At 69.4% G+C, this 20,627-nt stretch carries 18 protein-coding genes; 8 read left to right on the top strand and 10 right to left on the bottom strand.

Annotated elements, in window-relative coordinates:
* Nucleotides 1-69: 69 nt before the first annotated feature.
* Nucleotides 70-594 (bottom strand): DUF2617 family protein, encoded by a 525-nt coding sequence (locus OG446_RS17355; RefSeq protein WP_328894904.1) that lies wholly within the window; start codon nucleotides 592-594, stop codon nucleotides 70-72.
* Between the two features lie 727 nt (nucleotides 595-1,321).
* Here OG446_RS17355 and OG446_RS17360 point away from each other — a divergent pair.
* Entirely contained in the window at nucleotides 1,322-2,503 is a 1,182-nt protein-coding gene (locus tag OG446_RS17360; RefSeq protein ID WP_328894905.1) for a pyridoxal phosphate-dependent aminotransferase, read from the top strand.
* A gap of 57 nt (nucleotides 2,504-2,560) precedes the next feature.
* Here OG446_RS17360 and OG446_RS17365 read toward each other — a convergent pair whose 3' ends face one another.
* Nucleotides 2,561-3,124 carry a YbjN domain-containing protein gene (locus OG446_RS17365; RefSeq protein WP_328894906.1) on the bottom strand — a complete coding sequence of 188 codons (564 nt, stop codon included), beginning with the start codon at nucleotides 3,122-3,124 and terminating at the stop codon, nucleotides 2,561-2,563.
* Between the two features lie 140 nt (nucleotides 3,125-3,264).
* Nucleotides 3,265-5,859 (bottom strand): ATP-dependent chaperone ClpB, encoded by a 2,595-nt coding sequence (clpB, locus tag OG446_RS17370; protein ID WP_328894907.1) that lies wholly within the window; start codon nucleotides 5,857-5,859, stop codon nucleotides 3,265-3,267.
* 190 nt (nucleotides 5,860-6,049) lie between these two features.
* Here clpB and OG446_RS17375 point away from each other — a divergent pair, with 190 nt between their 5' ends.
* Complete coding sequence (locus OG446_RS17375) at nucleotides 6,050-6,454, top strand: pyridoxamine 5'-phosphate oxidase family protein (protein WP_328894908.1); 405 nt, start codon at nucleotides 6,050-6,052, stop codon at nucleotides 6,452-6,454.
* A 67-nt stretch (nucleotides 6,455-6,521) separates the two neighbouring features.
* Here the strand turns inward: OG446_RS17375 and OG446_RS17380 are convergent, their stop codons facing one another.
* The 3 genes from OG446_RS17380 to OG446_RS17390 all read right to left on the bottom strand — a co-directional run bounded on the left by OG446_RS17380 (nucleotide 6,522) and on the right by OG446_RS17390 (nucleotide 8,168).
* Nucleotides 6,522-7,394, bottom strand: a complete 873-nt coding sequence (locus tag OG446_RS17380) for a hypothetical protein (RefSeq protein WP_328894909.1) — start codon at nucleotides 7,392-7,394, stop codon at nucleotides 6,522-6,524.
* Between the two features lie 194 nt (nucleotides 7,395-7,588).
* The gene (locus OG446_RS17385) at nucleotides 7,589-7,909 is read right to left on the bottom strand and encodes a (2Fe-2S)-binding protein (RefSeq protein ID WP_136326604.1); all 321 of its coding nucleotides are present in this window, start codon (nucleotides 7,907-7,909) and stop codon (nucleotides 7,589-7,591) included.
* 1 nt (nucleotide 7,910) lies between these two features.
* On the bottom strand, nucleotides 7,911-8,168 hold the full coding sequence (locus OG446_RS17390) for a hypothetical protein (protein WP_328894910.1): 258 nt from the start codon (nucleotides 8,166-8,168) through the stop codon (nucleotides 7,911-7,913).
* Nucleotides 8,169-8,251: 83 nt separating this feature from the next.
* On the opposite strand from OG446_RS17390, the gene OG446_RS17395 reads away from it, so the two are divergent.
* The 3 genes from OG446_RS17395 (at nucleotide 8,252) to OG446_RS17405 (ending at nucleotide 11,466) form a co-directional block, all read left to right on the top strand.
* Nucleotides 8,252-9,262, top strand: a complete 1,011-nt coding sequence (locus tag OG446_RS17395) for a helix-turn-helix transcriptional regulator (protein WP_328894911.1) — start codon at nucleotides 8,252-8,254, stop codon at nucleotides 9,260-9,262.
* 189 nt (nucleotides 9,263-9,451) lie between these two features.
* On the top strand, nucleotides 9,452-10,432 hold the full coding sequence (locus OG446_RS17400) for a helix-turn-helix transcriptional regulator (RefSeq protein ID WP_328894912.1): 981 nt from the start codon (nucleotides 9,452-9,454) through the stop codon (nucleotides 10,430-10,432).
* The gene (locus tag OG446_RS17405) at nucleotides 10,429-11,466 is read left to right on the top strand and encodes a helix-turn-helix transcriptional regulator (protein WP_328894913.1); all 1,038 of its coding nucleotides are present in this window, start codon (nucleotides 10,429-10,431) and stop codon (nucleotides 11,464-11,466) included. The genes OG446_RS17400 and OG446_RS17405 overlap by 4 nt, the downstream gene beginning before the upstream one ends.
* Before the next feature lie 28 nt (nucleotides 11,467-11,494).
* On the opposite strand, the gene OG446_RS17410 is transcribed toward OG446_RS17405, so the two are convergent.
* From OG446_RS17410 to dnaK, 4 genes are all read right to left on the bottom strand, one after another.
* On the bottom strand, nucleotides 11,495-11,941 hold the full coding sequence (locus OG446_RS17410) for a heat shock protein transcriptional repressor HspR (RefSeq protein ID WP_093899393.1): 447 nt from the start codon (nucleotides 11,939-11,941) through the stop codon (nucleotides 11,495-11,497).
* Between the two features lies 1 nt (nucleotide 11,942).
* Nucleotides 11,943-13,130: a molecular chaperone DnaJ gene (gene dnaJ / locus OG446_RS17415; protein ID WP_328894914.1), complete on the bottom strand. Its 1,188-nt coding sequence runs from the start codon at nucleotides 13,128-13,130 to the stop codon at nucleotides 11,943-11,945.
* 69 nt (nucleotides 13,131-13,199) lie between these two features.
* Nucleotides 13,200-13,865 (bottom strand): nucleotide exchange factor GrpE, encoded by a 666-nt coding sequence (gene grpE, locus OG446_RS17420; RefSeq protein WP_328894915.1) that lies wholly within the window; start codon nucleotides 13,863-13,865, stop codon nucleotides 13,200-13,202.
* Nucleotides 13,862-15,715: a molecular chaperone DnaK gene (dnaK, locus tag OG446_RS17425; protein WP_328894916.1), complete on the bottom strand. Its 1,854-nt coding sequence runs from the start codon at nucleotides 15,713-15,715 to the stop codon at nucleotides 13,862-13,864. Before dnaK ends, grpE begins: the two co-directional genes overlap by 4 nt.
* Before the next feature lie 369 nt (nucleotides 15,716-16,084).
* Here dnaK and OG446_RS17430 point away from each other — a divergent pair, with 369 nt between their 5' ends.
* From OG446_RS17430 to OG446_RS17440, 3 genes are all read left to right on the top strand, one after another.
* Nucleotides 16,085-16,780, top strand: coding sequence for a sugar transferase (locus OG446_RS17430; RefSeq protein WP_328894917.1), 696 nt, complete (start codon nucleotides 16,085-16,087; stop codon nucleotides 16,778-16,780).
* A gap of 146 nt (nucleotides 16,781-16,926) precedes the next feature.
* Nucleotides 16,927-19,209, top strand: coding sequence for a (Fe-S)-binding protein (locus OG446_RS17435; protein WP_328894918.1), 2,283 nt, complete (start codon nucleotides 16,927-16,929; stop codon nucleotides 19,207-19,209).
* Nucleotides 19,210-19,403: 194 nt separating this feature from the next.
* The gene (locus OG446_RS17440) at nucleotides 19,404-20,570 is read left to right on the top strand and encodes an FG-GAP repeat domain-containing protein (RefSeq protein WP_443050152.1); all 1,167 of its coding nucleotides are present in this window, start codon (nucleotides 19,404-19,406) and stop codon (nucleotides 20,568-20,570) included.
* The last annotated feature ends 57 nt before the right edge of the window (nucleotides 20,571-20,627 follow it).

Raw genomic sequence — 20,627 nt, forward strand, 5'->3', positions numbered from 1 at the left:
TCACTGAAACGTCGCCGCTTGTCACCCACAAGGGTGTAATCGGCGCATTCCCAACGGAGTTGACGCCGGTCACGGCGCCGCCGCTGCCGGCATCCGCACCCCCACCCGGGTCCGCGTCACCACCAGCCGGCCCTCCTGCGGGTACGCGTGCCAGGTGCGCCACCGCACCTGGCCCTCGGTCCGCTGGGCGAGCATCGCGGTGAAGGCGTGCGGGCTCCCCGGGAACGTCCCGGCCAGTCCGTGGGGATGGTCGGCGACGAGTGCCAGCAGCTCCTGCGCGCGCCCCGCGAAGGAGCCCGCGCCGAGCGTCTCGACGCGCGCCGCGAACTCGTACTCCCAGTCCCCCAGCCGCTTGGAGACGCCTAAGGGCAGTGGGGTGCTGCTGCCGGGCATACAGGCGACGGTTTCGGAACAGCTGCCCTGTTCCTCTTCCAGAAGTACCTGGTGGGAGGCGCCGAGCAGCCGCAGCTGAAGCTGCGCGCCGGCGAGCCCGAGATCGAGGACGGCCAGCGCCGGGAGCGGTTCACGCCCCAGCGCCCAGGCCAGATCGGCGGCACGGGTGTCGGAATAGGCCGTATGAAGGGTCGTGAGCATGGGTCGGCTCCGCAAAACACACATGGACACGTGGACAGGGGGCGCCCCGACGTGGTGCACGTGGGAGGTGGGAAGCGCCCGATCAGGTCCAACTGGGGTCCGAGGGCTGAATGTTCTCTCAACCGAGGGAATCACGAACTACGCCGCACTCGCAGCGTTTTTACCCAACTTGGCGTGGTTTCCATCCCCTCGGGGGCCTGCCGGTTCTGGTGTTCACCAGGGATGCGCCGCGCGGCCCAACGAAAAGGCGCCCGGCGGGACTTAGAGGCTCCTCCTCGTCCCGCCGGGCGCCGGGCCGGCCGCCGTGCCCGGCCGCGGACCAGCTGCCCCGTGTCAGCTGCCTCCGCCGCATCCACCCCCGCCGCCGCCACCGCCGCACGAGGAACCCCCGCCGCACGAGTGGCCCCCGGAGTGACCGCCTGAGTCGCCGCCCCCGTCCCCGGCCCACCAGCTGCCGCCGCCCCCGCCGGCGCCGCCGCTCGCCCTGCGTCGCCCAGCCGGTGACGTGCCGCGGTTCCTGGCACTCACCAGCAGCGAAACAAAGAGCACGAAGACCATCACGCTCACCGCTACGACCACACTCACCACGGACCTCACGTCCTTCCGTTCCCCCGAAGCGAAAGTCCCCCGCTCCGTACCGATTCCCGCGTGTCAGGGGGATGCCCCCGTCCCCGTACGGCCAAAGCAGACTTGAGCAACTCCAGAGCTTCCGCGCAGGATGGCGTTCATGACACAGGGACGACCGCTGCTCAACCGCCGCCTCGCCGAGTTCGGCACGACGATCTTCGCGGAGATGTCCGCGCTGGCCGTCCGCACCGGCGCCATCAACCTCGGCCAGGGCTTCCCCGACACCGACGGCCCCGAAGAGGTCCGCGAGGCCGCCGTCCGCGCCCTGCGCGCCGGGCACGGCAACCAGTACCCGCCGGGGCCGGGCGTCCCCGAGCTGCGTACCGCGATCACGTCCCACCAGCAGCGCCGCTACGCCCTGACGTACGACCCCGACACCGAGGTCCTCGTCACCGCGGGCGCCACCGAGGCCATCGCGGCCACGCTGCTGGCGCTCCTGGAGCCGGGGGACGAGGTCGTCGCCCTGGAGCCGTACTACGACTCGTACGCCGCCTGCATCGCCATGGCGGGCGCCACCCGCGTCCCGGTGACCCTGCACCCCGAGCCGTCCTCCGGTACCTACCGGCTGGACCTCGACGAACTGCGCGCGGCGCTCACCCCCCGCACCCGGCTGCTGCTGCTCAACACCCCGCACAACCCCACCGGCACCGTCCTGACCCGCGAGGAACTCGGCGCGATCGCCGAGCTGGCGTGCGAACGCGATCTCCTCGTCGTCACGGACGAGGTCTACGAGCACCTGGTCTTCGAGGGCGAGCACCTGCCGCTCGCCGGCTTCCCGGGGATGCGCGAGCGGACGGTCACCATCAGCTCGGCCGGCAAGACGTTCTCCTTCACCGGCTGGAAGGTCGGCTGGATCACCGCGAGCCCGGAGCTGGTGTCCGCGGTGCGCTCGGCGAAGCAGTTCCTGACCTATGTCTCCGCAGGCCCGTTCCAGTACGCGGTCGCCGAGGCGCTGAGCCTGCCCGACGGCTACTTCGACGCACTGCGCGCGGATCTGCGGGCCAAGCGCGACCTGCTGAGCGGCGGGCTCGCCGAGGCCGGGTTCGAGGTCTACCGGCCGGCGGGCACGTACTTCGTCACCACGGACATCCGCCCGCTCGACAGCAGCGGCGACGGCTTCGCGTTCTGCCGCTCGCTTCCGGAGCGGTGCGGGGTCGTGGCCGTTCCGAACGCGGTCTTCTACGACCACCGGGAGCAGGGCGCACCCTTCGTGCGCTTCGCGTTCTGCAAGCGTACGGAGGTACTGGAGGAGGCCGTCTCCCGGCTCAAGGGCCTGCGCTGAGACCCACGACGAGGCCCGGCGCGGAGCGCGCCGGGCCTCGTCGTCGTGTGCGGTGGCTCAGGCCTCCGGAGCGGCCTGCTCCGTGCCCTCGGCCGGCTTCTCGTCGGCCGGTGCCAGGCCGAGGCGCTCCAGCAGCCACTTGTCGAACTCGATGGAGGCGCGCACCCAGCTGACCGTCGAGGAGACGAAGTGCTCCAGGGAGACGCCGGTGCCGATGAGCATCTGCGCCTCACCGATCAGCCGGACCGAGGTGCCGGTGTCCTCGGAGCCCTCCTCGGGCTCGTGGGTGTGCGTGTAGACCTTGGGCCACAGGGTGCGGCGGTTCCAGTCGTCGATCGCGTCGAGGAGGACCGGGCGCTGGTCCGTGTCGTGCGGGCGGTCGTAGAACGTACGGACCGAGAAGACCTGCTGCTCGCCCTCGCCACGGAACATGAAGTACGTGCGGAAGTCTTCCCACGGCGCCGCGAGGTCGCCCTCGTCGTCGATGACGTACTTCAGCTCCATCTGCTCCAGGAGCTGCTTGACGAGGTCCTGGTCAGGGACGACGGGGCCCTCCGGTCCTGCCGCCTGCGGTTCGGGCTGGCCCCCGAAGTTAGGAATCGAGGACGGATCGATGCTCACCGTAATTTCCCTTCGTGCGGTTGGCTGCCATCCTCTCCCATGCCGGGCGGGGCATGGCAAGCCCGGACGGCCCCGATCCGCCACAAGCTGATATCCAGCCGGTGGGGACCGGGGCCGCCGTTACGCCACATGCGCTCCGGTCAGGCCGCCGCGCCGACGGTCAGACCGTCACCTTCCCGGTCGACGCGGACCGTGTCGCCGTCCGTGATCTCGCCCGCGATGATCTTCTTCGCGAGCCGGTCGCCGATCGCCGTCTGGATGAGGCGGCGCAGCGGCCGGGCACCGTAGGCCGGGTCGTTGCCCTCCTCGGCCAGCCAGGCCAGGGCGGCCGGGGTGACGTCGAGGGTGAGCCTCCGGTCCGCCAGCCGCTTGGCGAGGCGGTCGATCTGGAGCCCCGCGATGTGCGCGAGCTCGTCACCGGACAGGGCGGAGAAGACCACCAGGTCGTCGAGCCGGTTGAGGAACTCCGGCTTGAAGGACGCCCGGACGACGTCCAGGACCTGCTTCTTCTTCTCCTCGGGCTTGGTCAGCGGATCGACCAGGTACTGGCTGCCGAGGTTGGACGTCAGGATCAGGATGGTGTTGCGGAAATCCACCGTCCGGCCCTGTCCGTCGGTGAGCCGGCCGTCGTCGAGGACCTGGAGCAGGATGTCGAAGACCTCGGGATGCGCCTTCTCCACCTCGTCCAGCAGGACGACGCTGTACGGGCGGCGGCGGACCGCCTCCGTGAGCTGGCCGCCCTCCTCGTAGCCGACGTACCCGGGCGGGGCGCCGACCAGCCGGGCCACACTGTGCTTCTCGCCGTACTCGCTCATGTCGATGCGGACCATGGCCCGCTCGTCGTCGAAGAGGAAGTCGGCGAGGGCCTTCGCCAGCTCGGTCTTGCCGACGCCGGTCGGGCCGAGGAAGAGGAACGATCCGGTGGGCCGGTCGGGGTCGGCGATACCGGCCCGGGTGCGGCGTACCGCGTCCGAGACGGCCTGCACGGCCTCGGTCTGCCCGATGAGGCGGCGGCCCAGCTCCTGCTCCATGCGCAGCAGCTTCTGGGTCTCGCCCTCCAGCAGCCGGCCGGCCGGGATGCCGGTCCAGGCCCCTACGACATCGGCGATGTCGTCGGGTCCGACCTCGTCCTTGACCAGGGTCTCCTTGGGCTCCTTCGCGGCCTCCTGCTCGGCCTCGGCCGCCTCGGCCAGCTCCCGCTCCAGGCCCGGGATCTCCCCGTACAGCAGCTTCGACGCGGTGTCGAAGTCGCCGTCGCGCTGGGCCCGTTCGGCCTGGCCGTGCAGTTCGTCGAGGCGTTCCTTGAGCTCACCGACGCGGTTGAGGCCCTGCTTCTCCTTCTCCCACCGGGCGTTGAGACCGCGCAGCTCCTCCTCCTTGTCGGCGAGGTCGCGGCGCAGCTTCTCCAGCCGCTGCTTGGACGCGGGGTCGCTCTCGTTCTTGAGGGCGAGCTCCTCCATGTGCAACCGGTCGACGGCGCGCTGGAGTTCGTCGATCTCGACGGGCGAGGAGTCGATCTCCATGCGCAGCCGGGAGGCCGCCTCGTCGACGAGGTCGATGGCCTTGTCGGGGAGGAAGCGGGAGGTGATGTAGCGGTCGGAGAGCGTGGCGGCGGCGACCAGGGAGGCGTCCGCGATCTGCACCTTGTGGTGGGCCTCGTAGCGGCCCTTGAGCCCGCGCAGGATCGCGATGGTGTCCTCGACCGAGGGCTCGGCCACGAGCACCTGCTGGAAGCGGCGCTCCAGGGCGGGGTCCTTCTCGATCCGCTCGCGGTACTCGTCGAGCGTGGTGGCGCCGACCATCCGCAGCTCACCGCGGGCCAGCATGGGCTTGAGCATGTTGCCCGCGTCCATGGCGGAGTCGCCTCCGGCGCCCGCGCCGACGACGGTGTGCAGCTCGTCGATGAACGTGATGATCTGGCCGTCGCTCTCCTTGATCTCGGAGAGGACGGTCTTCAGGCGCTCCTCGAACTCGCCGCGGTACTTCGCGCCCGCGACCATGGCACCCAGGTCCAGCGAGACGAGCCGCTTGTTCTTCAGGGATTCGGGGACGTCGCCCTTGACGATGCGCTGCGCGAGTCCTTCGACGACGGCGGTCTTGCCGACGCCGGGCTCACCGATGAGCACCGGGTTGTTCTTGGTGCGGCGTGAGAGCACCTGGACGACGCGGCGGATCTCCTGGTCGCGCCCGATGACCGGATCGAGCTTGCCCTCGCGCGCGGCCGCGGTGAAGTCCGTACCGAATTTCTCCAGGGCCTTGTACTGGCCCTCCGGGTCGGGTGTGCTCACCCGGCGCCCTCCCCTGCTCTTCTCGAATGCGTCCAGCAGCCTCTTCGCGCTGGCGCCCTGCCCGTCGAGGATCTCACCGGCACGGCCGCCCTTCGCCGCGATGCCGATGAGCAGGTGCTCGGTGGAGATGTAGTCGTCGCCGAGTTCCTTCGCCCGCTGGGCGGCGTCGGAGATGACGGCGAGCAGTTCGCGGTTGGGCTGCGGCGGCGCGACGGTCGACCCGGTCACGCTGGGCTGCGCGCCCAGGAGCCGCTCGGTCTCGGTACGGATGGCGACCTGGTCGGCCTCGACGGCGGCCAGCAGGTCGACGAGATTCTCGTTGTCCTCGCCCTCGAGCAACGCGAGCAGCAGATGCCCCGGGGTCAGATCGGGATGCCCGTCCTTCACGGCCCTGCTGGTGGCCGCGTTGATGGCGTCCCTGCTCCTGTTGGTCAGCTCGGCGTCCACGTGCGCTCTCTCCTCCTTGCGGTGACTGGTCCGTCCTCACTACTGACACGATCAACGTGCACAAAGTTGAGTCTATTCCACTCAAGGCAAAAACGGGCCCCGTCTCCGTTCCGGCCGTCCGTTCCGAGTGAACCGGCCGCTCCCCCTGCCCGCCACCGCAGCCGGTCCCGCGACTGCCTACGCTGGCGCCATGGCAGTCGACGTACGCAATCCCGCCCCGGAGTACCTCGCCTTCTGGCGCGAGTCCCATCTGTGCACCCTCACGACACCCCGCCCGGACGGCACCCCGCACGTGGTCCCGGTGTGCGTGACGTACGACCCCGAGGCCGGCCTCGCCCGCATCATCACCAACAAGAACAGCCGCAAGGTCGCCAACATCCTGGCCGCGGGCCCGGACGGCGCCCGCGTCGCGGCCTGCCAGGTGCACCGGGCCCGCTGGGCGACCCTGGAGGGCGTCGCCAGGGTGCGTACGGAGCAGGACAGGGTCGACGACGCGGTACGCCGCCACACGGAGCGCTACGAGCGCACACCCTCGCCCAACCCGGACCGCGTCGTCATCGAGATCACCCTGGACCGGGCGCTCGGCCACGGGTGACCGCCTCCACTCCGGCGGGCACTCGGCCGCGGGTGACGCCGTGCGCCCGCCGGCCCCGCGCCCGCCGTCAGCTGCCGCCCCCCGCCCAGGGCCGGCGCGGCGGCACGGGCGGCGGCGCCATGGGCGCGGGCGCCTGCGCCTGGACCGGGAGGGAAGCCGCGGCCTCCTCCTCGATCTGCGGGAGCCCGTGCGGGAAGACCGGTCCGACGGCGACCGTGCGGCCGTCGACGGCGGCGTCCATCCCTTCCCGGGCGGCGGCGTGCAGCGCCTCCAGCAGGGCGCGCGGCGGCTCGGTCCGCATCATGACCCTCTCCATGTCGGTACCGCCGAAGCCCCGGACGAAGTCGGAGACGAACTGCCCGACGAGTTCGGTGCCGCGCCGGTTGCGCCACATCACCCAGCCGAGGTAGAGGCTGGTGCCGTAGGCGAACACCGAGAGGTACGCGACGTAACTCCCGTCCTGGAGCACCATCCGGTGGGTCACCCGGGGGTGCTCGCCCGCGGTGCGGATACGGCGGAACACCGGCACCACCGGCAGCCGGCGCTCCCGCACGACCCTCGCGATCTCGGCGTACGCGGATTCGGCGTGCGTCCCCCGGCCGGCCAGCAGGACCCGCCACTCCCCGACCGGCTCGGTGATCCTCGACGCGAGGAAGACGGCGACGAAGGCGATCACGGCGATCTGCAGGCCGATGCCCATGATCCCGAGGCCGCTCCGCGGATCGCCGGCCAGGGTGATGAGCCCGGCGAAGCCGAAGGGGAGAAACACGCCGAACGCCACGCCGGCGGCCCTCAGCCACACCGCCAGGAAAGCCCTCCCGTTCACCGAGTCGTCGAAGGAGACCTCCACCTCGCGGTGGAGCAACGTCTTGTCGAGGTAGACGGCATCGCCGTCACCTCCGCGCCGGCCGGGCTGTTTGTCGACCTTGTGTCCGCTCATGAATGACCCTTGTGGTGGAAGGGCGGAGCATGGAGGACCGTGTCCCCACCCACACAGAGGCGAATTTCGACACCTTCTGTGCCGCTCCGACCGGAATGTCTCCGGGAGAAGCACAACGGCGCCACCGTGTTCAGGTCACGGTGGCGCCGTTGTGTGGGGGAGTGTCTGAGCGACGTGGAACGACGGGGGATCGCTCAGGCACTGCGGGGGGTGGCGGAGATGGTTTCGGGCTCGAACAGCTGGTGGTCACGCTGAGCGAGGTTCACAAAGATCATGTCGTACCGAATGGCACAGCGCACGGGCTGCGGCGCTCCGCGGGGCTTGCGGAGGCACCGGTAGGCGCGGAGTTCACCGTCGTCCTCACGGGCGACGACGACCGGGTCACCGAACAGAGTGACCATCAACGAATCACCACGGTGGGGGAGTGCCGTGACGAGGTCGATGAAATGCCACCCTGAGCGATAGGCGGTTGCCATCTCGCGCCGGAAGGTCCGGTCGTCCGGCGGCGTAGTCATGTCAGGCGCCCACGCGGTCGGAGACGGAAACCCAACTGATCTCACCGGCCGCCTCAGGCGCCTGAGCGAACCAGCTGATCTCACCGGGTGAGCTCGCAGCCTCGATGCTCCAGCTGATCTCACCGGGCCCGGCAGCCGCCTCGGCACTCCAGCTGATCTCATCGCTGCTCGCCAGGACGGCAAAGCCCATTGCCGCGACGAATGAGACGGCAAGCGCCGAGCGAAGCATTCGCTTATACATAGTCGGCTTCGTCCTCACTTGTGGATTCTTCTCCCCCGCACCTAAGACGATGTCTCACCTGGGCACACGAACACCACCGAGTCGATGCATCATGTTCCTGCATGTTCAGGAACCTGGGGGGTGTAGATATGGCAACAAACGAGGCAGAAGAGACACATCGTCACGGGATCACCGAACTGTGCGCCGAGGGAGCACACCTCTACGCCAGCGCGCTGCGTTCAGGCCGCATATCCCGAGCCGAAGTGGCTCCAGCACCCTGCTTGATGGACTTCGCCCTTCTGCATCCGGATCCTGACGACCCCGACTGGCTGCGCCCCCTTCCGCCGTCCGCCGCACTCGCGCAGCGGCTCCACCCCATCGAGCGCGAAATCCAGGAACGCCGACGCCGGTCCCTCGAACTGGCCGAGTCATTCGAACCGTTCATGGACATCAGCGCACAGGATCCGCCCATCACTCACGCCATCACCGTGCTGGAGGGGAAGCATCGCATCAACGCCGCACTGGACCTGGCCACCGCTGAATGCCGCACGGAGGTCCTCACCGTCCAGCCAGGAGGAGACCGTGGCGAGGACCGCCTGCGAGAAGGCCTGGAGCGCGGACTGCTGGTGGTCGACCGAGGGGTCGGTATGCGCACCCTGTACCAGCACACCGTCCGGCACAGCCAGGGCACTCTCGCCTATGCGGAACGCATGGCCGAGGGCAAGGTGGAGATCCGCACGCTCGAAGAACTCATCGCGCGCCTGATCGTCTTCGACCGGACCGTAGCCTTCATTCCTGCCAGCAACGACGACCAGATAGCCCTGGAACTACGCCATCCCGGACTGGTCGAGTACTTGATCACAGTCTTCGAGCAGCTCTGGAATCGTGCATCACCCCTGCTTGGTGCACTGCCGTACAACCCGGCGCCCAAGGGCATCAGCGGTGTCCAGCGCTCCATCGCCCAGCTTCTCGTCGAGGGCCATGTGGATGATTCGATAGCCCGCCGGCTCGGCATGAACGTCCGCACCTGCCGGGCTCACGTCGCCAAGCTGTCCGCTGTGCTGGGCAGCACCAGCCGCGCCCAACTCGGCTACCTGATAGCCCGGTCAGGAATCCTCGAACAGGACTCCTGACCGGGTACGGCCCCAAAAGATCCCCACCCCCGGGCCGGGGGGGCGCAGCCACGCAACGGGGGAGAAGCGAGGCCGCGCCCTTTGATCAGCCGGGGGAGTTCCCGGCTCCCCCGACAGGTCCACACTGGCCCGAGGACTACGCTTCCACCACCGTCATCTTGCTGCACTGCCGAAAGTGGGGGGTCAGGAATGGGCAGGGATGAGGACACACCGGTCCACGCGCACGCGGACCGCCAACTGTGCGACGCAGCAGTCACGATCTACACCGAAGCGCTCCGCACAGGACGAATACCCCGGACCGCGCTGCAGCCCGCACCGTGCTTGCTCGAGTTGGCGCTCGTGCACCCCGACCCCCAGGACGACGACTGGATCCGGCCGGTGCCGCCGTCCGCGGCCCTCGCCCACCTGCTGCAGCCCGTCATACGGGAGATTCACGAGCGCATCAGGCTCTCCGCCTCGCTCGCGGATTCCCTGGCTCCCCTGGCTTCTGTCCCCAGCGCGGACCCCAACCTCTCCATCACCGTCCTCGAAGGCATCCCGCTGATCGAGGCCGCCATTCAGAGCGCCCTGGATGGTGCACAGGAAGAAATCCTCACCCTGCAGCCGGGGAGCAGCCGCCCGGCGGAACAACTCAAGAAGGCGTTGGCACGTGCGTTGTCCACGGTCGACCGCGGCGCCACCCTCCGCCACATCTACCAGCACCCCGCGCGCTACAGCCCGACGATCAAGACCTATCTGGACGAGGTGCCCCCCGGTCACATCCAGGTCCGCACCATCGAGCAGACCGTCGAGCGGCTCTTCATCTTCGACCGCACCGTGGCCTTCATCCCCGCCAACCCCACGCGCGACGTGGCCCTGGAGATCCGTCACCCCGCGCTCGTCCGCTACCTGATCCAGGTCTACGAGGTCCTGTGGGCCCAGGCCACCCCACTCACCGAACCGCTGCAGCCGGCCCCTCCGAGCGCCACCGTCACCGCGGTCCAGCTCAGCATCGCGCGCCTCCTCATCGAAGGCCACATCGATCAGGTGGTGGCCCGCAAGCTCGGCATCAGCGTCCGCACCTGCCGCGCCCACATCGCCAAGCTCATGCAGACCTTCAACGCCACCAGCCGCACCCAACTGGGCGCCCTCCTGGCCCAGTCCGGCCTTGCCGAAAGCCCTGCGCCATGACGACGAGGCCGCTGCACGTGCACAGTGACCACGCGGTGTGCGACGCGGCGATGAGCCTGTACTCCGAGGCATTGGCCGTCGGGCGCGTCTCCCGGTCCGCGGCCACCCCGCTGCCCTGTCTCAGCGACAACGCGCTCCTCGTACCCGATCCGCTCGACAGCCGTTTCCTGCGCCCCGTACCGCCGACGGCGGCCCTCGCTCACCTGCTGCACCCCATCGCACAGGGGCTCCTGGATCAGGTGCGGGCCTCCGACCGCCTGGCCAAGGCGCTGGCACCGCTGGTCTCCTTCGGACACGACGTGCCTCACCTCGCCATCACCGTGCTCAAGGGACGCTCGACAGTCCAGGCGTCCATCAACGAATCCGCGCGAGACGTGCGCGAAGAGATCCTCACGCTTCAGCCCGGCAGCACCCGGACACCGGAAGATCTCCAACTGGCCCTGTCAGGCACGCTGCCCACGGTTGAACGGGGCGTTCGGGTGCGGCACATCTACCAGCATTCCGCGCGCTACAGCCCGGCTCTCAAGGCGTACGTGGGACAGCTGCCGAGCAGCCTCCTCCAGGTCCGCACCATGGAACAGGCCATCGAAGTCCTCATGATCTTCGACCGCACGGTCGCCTACGTCCCCGCCGAACCCGACCGCAGCGTCGCCCTGGAGATCCGCCATCCCGCGCTGGTCACCTTCCTCGCCCAGACGTACGAAACGCTCTGGGCCCAGGCCACCCCCTTCACCCAGCAGCTCCCCACCGCCCTGCCCGGGACAGCGCTCACAGCCGTCCAGCACAGCGTCGCCCGCCTCCTCGCCGAAGGGCACGTGGACGAGACCGTCGCCCACAAACTCGGCATCAGCGTCCGCACCTGCCGCGCCCACATCGCCAAACTCATGCAGACCCTCGGCGCCACCAGCCGCACCCACCTCGGCGCGCTCCTCGTCCGCTCCGGCATCGCCGAGCCCGCAGCTCCGCGTACGGCGAAAGGGCCCCCGGCGCCGCGCACAGCAGAAGAGCCCGCCACCCCCGACGTTCCGGGGTGACGGGCTCCGTGCTCGGGAAGGGTCCTGCTCAGTCCTTCGGCCGCTTCGGCCGCCAGACCACCAACGCACTGGTCTGCTGCACATCCTGATACGGGACCAGGTCGCGCCGGTACGACGCGTGCACCTGGGCCTCGCGCTGCTGCATGGCCACCGCCGCCCCGTCCACGGCCGCCGAGAGCTCGGCGACGCGCTGCTGGAGCGCCGCGACCTGATTCTCCAGTTCGATGATGCGCTTGATGCCGGCCAGATTGATGCCCTCGTCCTGCGACAACTGCTGCACGGTGCGCAGCAGCTCGATGTCGCGGGCCGAGTAGCGCCGTCCGCGTCCGGCCGTGCGGTCGGGCGAGACGAGGCCGAGGCGGTCGTACTGGCGCAGCGTCTGCGGATGCAGGCCCGAGAGCTGGGCCGCGATCGAGATCACGTACACCGGGGATTCATCGGTGAGTTCGTACGGATTGCGTCGTCGGCCGTCCACCTCAAGCTCCCTTCGCTGCCTGGAACAGCTCCGCCCGCGGGTCCTGGTCCGCGGTCGCCTTCCGGTAGGCCTCCAGCGCGTCCCGGGCGTCGGTGCCCAGGTCCGTGGGGACCGCCACCTCGACGGTGACCAGCAGGTCGCCGCGGGTGCCGTCCTTGCGGACCGCGCCCTTGCCCCGGGCCCGCATGGTACGCCCGCCCGGCGTACCGGCCGGAAGCTTCAGGGTGACCGGCGGTCCGCCGAGCGTGGGGACCTTCACCTCGCCGCCGAGCGCCGCCTCCGTGAACGTGACGGGCACGGTGACCGTGAGGTTGTCGCCCTTGCGGCCGAAGACCGGGTGGGCGTCGACGTGGACGACGACGTAGAGGTCGCCGGCCGGTCCGCCGCGCTCGCCCGGGGCTCCCTTGCCGCGCAGCCGGATCCGCTGGCCGTCGAGGACGCCCGCCGGGATCCTGACCTGCATGGTGCGGGACGACTTCGCCCGGCCGCTGCCCTTGCAGACCTCGCAGGGGTCCTGGGCGATGAGACCCCGGCCCTTGCAGTCCACGCAGGGATCGGTGAGCGAGAACCCGCCGCCGCTGCCGCGCGAGACCTGGCCGGTGCCGACGCAGGTCGGGCAGACCCTGGGGGTGCCGTTCTTGTCGCCGGTGCCGGAGCACGCCTTGCAGGGAGCCTGGCTGGACATCCGCAACGGGACCGTGGCCCCGTCGACCGCCTCGGTGAAGCTGAGCGTCACCTCGGACTCGATGTCCTGGCCGCGGCGCGGCTGCACCCGGGTGCCGGTGGTGCCGCCCCGGTTGAAGAGACCGCCGAAGACATCTCCCAGGCCACCGCCGCCGAAACCGCCGGCGCCGCCCTGCTGGCCCCCGCCCGGGGCACCTCCGAAGAGGTCCCCCAGGTCGAAGTTGAAGTTGCCCTGGGCGCCGCCGGGCCCGGCGCGGAAGCCACCGTTGCCGAAGAGGGCGCGTGCCTCGTCGTACTCCTTGCGCTTCTTGGTGTCACCGAGGACGTCGTTCGCCTCGGAGATCTCCTTGAAGCGCTCCTCCGCCTTGTCATTGCCCTTGTTGGCGTCCGGGTGGAACTCGCGGGCGAGCTTCCGGTACGCCTTCTTGATCTCGGCGTCGGTGGCGTCCTTCGGGACGCCGAGAACCTTGTAGTAGTCCTTCTCGACGAAGTCCTTCGTACTCATCGACGTCCCTCCTTCCGGACGCCCGGCCGGGTGGCCGGGTGGTGTGCTGCCAGGTGGTCGGACGGGATGTCAGACCTCCTCGCCGCCACCGCTCTCCTCGTCGTCTGCCTTCTCTTCCTTCGCAGCCGCGGGGGTCGCCCCCGGCTGGGGTTCGGCCACCGCCACCCGCGCGGGGCGGATGGTGCGCTCGCCGATCCGGTACCCGGGCTGCAGGATCGCCACGCAGGTCGTCTCCGTGACGTCCGGCGCGTACGAGTGCATCAGGGCCTCGTGGATCGTCGGGTCGAAGGGCTCGCCCTCCTTGCCGAACTGCTGCAGTCCGAGCTTGGCGACGACCGTCTCCAGCGATTCGGCCACCGACTTGAACCCGCCCACGAGCTCACCGTGCTCACGGGCCCGGCCGACGTCGTCGAGCACGGGCAGGAGCTCGGACAGGAGACCCGCGACTGCGATCTCCTTGACCGTGACCCGGTCCCGCTCCACGCGGCGGCGGTAGTTCTGGTACTCGGCCTGGAGCCGCTGGAGGTCGCCCGTGCGCTCGGAGAGCGCGGTGCGGACCTGGTCCAGCTGGGCCGTCAGTGCCGTCGTCCGGTTTGCGTCCGTCTCGTTCGCGTCCCCGGCCGGGGCCGCCGCCTCCTCCGAGGAGGGGGTGGCGGCCTTCGGCTCGGCGTCGTCAGGGGTGGCGCCGGAGGGGACGTCGGGCTTCTCCTCGAAGCCCGGAGTCTCCTCGGTCACGCCGCACCGCCCTTGGAGTCCTTCTCGTCGTCGACGATCTCGGCGTCGACGACATCGTCGTCAGCCTTGGCCTGCTCGGCGCCCGGCTGCGCGTCGGCCTGCGGGCCGCCCTCGGCCTGGGCGCTGGCGTACATCGCCTGGCCCAGCTTCTGGGAGACGGCCGCGACCTTCTCGGTGGCCGTACGGATCTCGGCGGTGTCCTCGCCCTTGAGCTTCTCCTTCAGCTCGGTGAGCGCGGTCTCCACCTCCGTCTTCACGTCACCGGGGACCTTGTCCTCGTTGTCCTTGAGGAACTTCTCCGTCTGGTAGACGAGCTGCTCGCCCTGGTTGCGGGACTCGGCGGCCTCGCGACGACGGTGGTCCTCGTCCGCGTACTGCTCGGCCTCTTCGCGCATCCGGTTGACCTCGTCCTTCGGCAGCGAGGAGCCACCGGTGACGGTCATCTTCTGCTCCTTGCCGGTGCCGAGGTCCTTGGCGGCGACGTGCATGATGCCGTTGGCGTCGATGTCGAACGCGACCTCGATCTGCGGCACACCGCGCGGGGCCGGCGGCAGACCGGTCAGCTCGAACATCCCGAGCTTCTTGTTGTACGCCGCGATCTCGCGCTCGCCCTGGTAGACCTGGATCTGCACGGACGGCTGGTTGTCCTCGGCCGTCGTGAAGATCTCGGAACGCTTGGTCGGGATCGTGGTGTTGCGCTCGATGAGCTTGGTCATGATCCCTCCCTTGGTCTCGATGCCGAGGGACAGCGGGGTGACGTCGAGGAGCAGGACGTCCTTGACCTCGCCCTTGAGGACACCGGCCTGGAGCGAGGCGCCGATGGCGACGACCTCGTCCGGGTTCACACCCTTGTTGGCGTCCTGACCGCCCGTGAGCTCCTTGACGAGCTCGGCGACGGCCGGCATACGGGTCGAGCCACCGACGAGAACGACGTGGTCGATCTCGGAGAGCTGGATGCCCGCGTCCTTGATGACGTTCTGGAACGGGTTCTTGCAGCGGTCCAGGAGGTCAGCGGTGAGCTGCTGGAACTGCGAGCGCGTGAGCTTCTCGTCCAGGTGCAGCGGGCCCTCGGCCGACGCCGTGATGTACGGCAGGTTGATCGAGGTCTCCGTCGAGGACGACAGCTCGATCTTCGCCTTCTCCGCGGCCTCGCGGAGACGCTGGAGAGCCATCTTGTCCTTGGACAGGTCCACGCCGTGCCCGTTGGCGAACTGCTTCACCAGGTAGTCGACGACGCGCTGGTCCCAGTCGTCACCACCGAGGTGGTTGTCACCGTTGGTGGCCTTCACCTCGACGACGCCGTCGCCGATCTCCAGGAGGGACACGTCGAAGGTGCCGCCACCGAGGTCGAAGACGAGGATCGTCTGGTCGTCCTTGTCGAGCCCGTACGCCAGCGCGGCGGCCGTCGGCTCGTTGACGATACGCAGGACGTTCAGGCCCGCGATCTCGCCGGCCTCCTTCGTCGCCTGACGCTCGGAGTCGTTGAAGTACGCCGGGACGGTGATGACCGCGTCGGCCACCTTCTCGCCCAGGTACGCCTCGGCGTCACGCTTGAGCTTCTGCAGGATGAAGGCGCTCATCTGCTGCGGGTTGAAGCTCTTGCCGTCGATCTCGATCTTCCAGTCAGTGCCCATGTGGCGCTTGACCGAACGGATCGTCCTGTCGACGTTCGTCACTGCCTGGCGCTTGGCGACCTCGCCGACCAGAACCTCGCCGTTCTTCGCGAAGGCGACGACGGACGGCGTGGTCCTGGCGCCTTCGGCGTTGGTGATGACGGTGGGCTCGCCGCCTTCGAGAACGCTGACGACGGAGTTAGTCGTGCCCAGGTCGATGCCGACCGCACGTGCCATTTCAATTCCTCCAACTGACTACTTGAGTGGATCTGACTCAAGGATGCATGACACCCGCTCCGGAGTCAACAGACCTGAGTCGAGTGGACTCAACTATCGTGCACGCACCTACCGCCACCAGCGAAAACATCACGACCTGTGACAGCGGACACAGTGCACATACAGTCGATCAGCGGCAATTCGGACCCACGTACGGGCGACACCTGCCCAGCCCCACGGGTCACACACCCCTCCCCATCATCGCCGCATGGGATCGTTCTGTCACAAAATGCCGTGAGCCGCGCAAAACAGGCACACGATCCATCGGCACATGATCCACCGGCAGCCGACCCACCGGCTCCGGTCGGCCGACCCAGGCAGGTGCGCACCATGCAGACGCAATGGCAAGGGCAGAGTCGCGGGCCCCGACGGCAACCCAGGCCCACGGGCCGCGGCCGACGGCCGACGCCGCCCCGCCTCGCGGCCGCCCGGAGGGCCCTGCGGGCACTGGCCCCGACGGCCCTGCCCCGCCCCACCGCGAAACGCGCCCTGGACCTGGCACTCGGCTCGGCCCTCCTGATCCTGGCCGCTCCCCTGCTCGCCGCTGCCGCCCTGACCCTCGCCGCCCAGCGCGGCTCCGGGGGCGTACTGACGCGCTCGACCCGGCTGGGGGCGGACGGCAGACCGTTCGTCCTGCGGTCACTGCGCACCCGGCGACTCCGGCTGCACGTGATCTCCCGGCTCCCCCACGTCGTACGGGGCGAGCTCTCCCTCGTCGGCCCGGCGCCGCTCGCACCGGGCGACGTACGCGGGCGGCCGACCGGTGCGAGAGACTGGCGTCTGGAACTGAAGCCCGGCCTGACCGGCCTGGCCCAGATCCGCCACCGCTCGGCCATGCCGTGGGACGAGCCGGACCTCCTCGACCAGCACTACGCCGAGCACCACCGGCCGGGCCTGGACCTGGCGATCCTCGCGGAGGCCGTCGGCGCACCCCTGTACCGGGCGGCCCGGAGCCTCGCCGGGCGCGGCAAGGCAGACCTGAGCGACACAGATCACCGCCGGCCCGGCTACAGGACGGCGGAATAAGTGGATAGTGTCAGCACAGACTGATTAAGTTACTGCTTAGTAATCGCATAGCCATCAATCGCACAGCCATCACCTGACGTCCCTGAGTACCCGAGTAATCAGCGAACATCGCTGGATCCCACCCTCGCAGGCCCGAGGAGCCCCCAATGCAACTCGCCGCGATCATCGTGTCGCTGGTGCTGACCGTCGTCGGCGTTGCGCTCATCGCCCGAGCGGTCGCGCAGATCTACCGGTTCGTCCGCCTCGGACAGCCGGTACCGGCAGGCAGCCGCACCGACGACCCCAAGCAGCGCACGATCACCCTGGTCAAGGAGTTCCTCGGCCACACCCGGATGAACCGGTGGGGCATCGTGGGCTTCGCGCACTGGTTCGTCGCGATCGGCTTCCTGACGCTGCCGCCGACGCTGCTCCAGGCGTACGGACAGCTCTTCAAGGCCGACTGGGTGCTGCCGATCATCGGTGAATGGCTGCCGTTCGAGCTCTACATCGAGTTCATCGGCCTGATGACGACGGTCGGCATCCTCGTGCTGATCGCCATCCGGCTGCTGAACCTCCCCTCCCGGGCCGGCCGCAAGTCCCGGTTCGCCGGATCCAAGGCCTGGCAGGCGTACTTCGTCGAGTACGTCATCCTCGTCATCGGCCTGGCGATCCTGACCCTGCGCGGCCTCGAGGGCGCGATCCACCACGTCGACGGCTACGAGGCCGCGTACTTCGTCTCGTACCCGCTGGTCCTCGCCTTCAAGGGACTCGCGCTCGGCTCGCTGCAGAACCTCATCTACTTCGTCGCGATGATCAAGATCGGCACCTCGCTGATCTGGATGATCACGGTCTCGCTCAACACCAACATGGGTGTCGCCTGGCACCGCTTCCTCGGCTTCCCGAACATCTGGTTCAAGCGGAACGCCGACGGCGAGGTCGCGCTGGGAGCACTCCAGCCGATGACCTCGGGCGGCCAGGAGATCGACTGGGAGGACCCGGCCGAGGACGCCGTCTTCGGTGTCTCCCAGGTCGAACAGTTCTCCTGGAAGGGCATCCTCGACTTCTCCACCTGCACGGAGTGCGGCCGCTGCCAGTCGCAGTGCCCCGCCTGGAACACGGGCAAGCCGCTTTCCCCGAAGCTCCTCATCATGTCCCTGCGCGACCACGCGCACGCCAAGGCGCCGTACCTGCTGGCCGGCGGCGGCAAGGACATGGAGGGCAACGAGAAGGCGACCGAGGAGCAGCTCAAGGACGTCCCGGCCGCCGCTCTCGCGGAGGCCGAGCGCCCGCTGATCGGCACGGTCGAGGAGAACGGCGTCATCGACCCGGACGTCCTCTGGTCCTGCACCACCTGCGGTGCGTGCGTGGAGCAGTGCCCGGTCGACATCGAGCACATCGACCACATCGTCGACATGCGCCGCTACCAGGTGATGATCGAGTCCGCGTTCCCGTCCGAGGCGGGCACGATGCTCAAGAACCTGGAGAAGAAGGGCAACCCCTGGGGGCTCGCCAAGAAGCAGCGCGTCGAGTGGACCAAGGAGGTCGACTTCGAGGTCCCGATCGTCGGCAAGGACGTCGAGGACCTCACCGAGGTCGACTACCTCTACTGGGTCGGCTGCGCCGGCGCCCTGGAGGACCGCGCCAAGAAGACCACCAAGGCCTTCGCGGAACTGCTCCACATCGCGGGCGTCAAGTTCGCGATCATGGGCGGCGACGAGAAGTGCACGGGTGACTCGGCCCGCCGCCTGGGCAACGAGCCGCTGTTCCAGCAGCTCGGCCAGGAGAACGTCGCGATGCTGAACATGGCGTTCGGCGAGTCCGCCCCGGGCGAGGAAGGGGAGGACGACTCGACGAAGAAGGCCAAGGCGACGAAGAAGATCGTCGCGACCTGCCCGCACTGCTTCAACACCATCGCGAACGAGTACCCGCAGCTCGGCGGCGAGTACGAGGTCATCCACCACACGCAGCTGCTCCAGCACCTGGTGGACGAGGGCAAGCTAATCCCGGTGACGCCGGTCGAGGGTCTGATCACGTACCACGACCCCTGCTACCTGGGCCGTCACAACAAGATCTACACGCCCCCGCGCGAGATCATCGCGAAGGTCCCGGGTCTGCGGAACGAGGAGATGCACCGCCACAAGGAGCGCGGCTTCTGCTGCGGCGCCGGTGGTGCCCGGATGTGGATGGAGGAGCGGATCGGCAAGCGCATCAACAACGAGCGCGTCGACGAAGCCCTCTCCCTCAACCCGGACATCGTCTCCACCGCCTGCCCGTTCTGCCTCGTCATGCTGACCGACTCGGTCAACGGCAAGAAGAACGACGGCAAGGCGAAGGAGTCGATCCAGGTGGTCGACGTGTCGCAGCTGCTGCTCGACTCCGTGAAGACCCCGGCCGACCCCGCGGGCGAGCCGGAGACGGCGGACGCGCCGGAGCCGGAACCAGTGAAGTAACGGGTAACCCAGTAACGCGCCACCGCGTTGCACAAGCGGCCGGACCTGCCTCGGGGGCAGGACCGGCCGCTTCTGCTTTACGGCTCCGGTGGCACATGATGTGGGGCGGCCGGGACGGAAGAGACGGCCGGGACGGCCACGACGGCCACGACGTACGAGGTATTCCTGCGGGGATACGCATTCGGAGGCATCCCGTGCGGATACGCAGGGCAACGGCGAAAACGACAGCACAGACCGGCGGACCGGTCCGCGCGGCAGCAACGGCAGCGATCGGCTGCGCCTGCGTCCTCCTGCTGACGGCCTGCACCGGCTCCCCCGCCTCCTCGGCCCCCAAGAACGGCGACGCCCCTCCCACCGCCCTGGCCGGCCTGGCCGGAGCCGAGCGTCACCCCGTCCCGCACGGCACCGGCAGCCGCGTCCCCGACGACTTCAACGGCGACGGCCACCGCGACCTCGTCCTGGACGATCTGGTGAAACCCGCGGCCGACAGCCACGGCGACGACGCCGGGATCGGCATCGTGTACGGCTCCGCCACCCGCGGCCTCGACCCCTCGGTACGCCAGCTGCTCAGCGCCCGGACGAACGCCGCCAAGTCCGGCGACACCCTCCCCGCGGCCTTCGACGCCGAGGCGTCGTGCGACCTGGACCGGGACGGCTTCACCGATCTGATCGTGGCCACCGACCCCCCGTACAACGGCATCGGCCGCCCGCCCGTCCCGCTGCAGATCCTCTTCGGCTCGCCCGCCGGCCTCACCGGCAAGGCGGTCACGCTGCGCATCCCGGACCGGGCCCGCTTCGGCAACGAGTGGCCCGACCACCCCGTCTGCGGCGACTTCGACGGGGACGGGAAGGCGGACCTGGCCGTGACGGCGAGCTCGGGCCGGTTCAGCTTCCTGCGGGGCCCGTTCGCCCGCGACGGCCGCCCGCACGCCGCCGGCGGCACGATCCCGGGAGCCGGCCCCGCCCTGTCCGCCCCCGAGCCCCGGACGGACACGAACGGCGACGGCTACGACGACCTGGTGTACACCGCGCTCCCCCATGAACCCGGAACCGCCGGCAAGGGCACGCTGCTGCTCGGCAGCCCCGACGGACCGGGCCGCCCGGGCGGCCCGTACCGCTTCGGCGCCCCGGCCGCGGCCCTCCCGACGGCACCCCTGCGCAAGACCGCGGGCAGCACGGCCGTACCCCGTGCGGAAACGACCCTTCTCCAGCGGTACGCGGACTTCGACGGCGACAGGAAGCCGGACACGGTGGTCCGCACGCACCGGGGCGAAACGGCGGACCTGATCGCGCTGTACCCGGCCGCGACGCCGGACCGCCCGCTGATCACGTTCACCAGCGCCCTGTTCACGGCGGGCTGAGGACAGCCCCCCAGGGTTCCCTTAGGGGATGTCACAGGTAGGCGGCAAAGGCGGCCC

This window comes from Streptomyces sp. NBC_00236 (assembly GCF_036195045.1).
GTDB lineage: Bacteria > Actinomycetota > Actinomycetes > Streptomycetales > Streptomycetaceae > Streptomyces.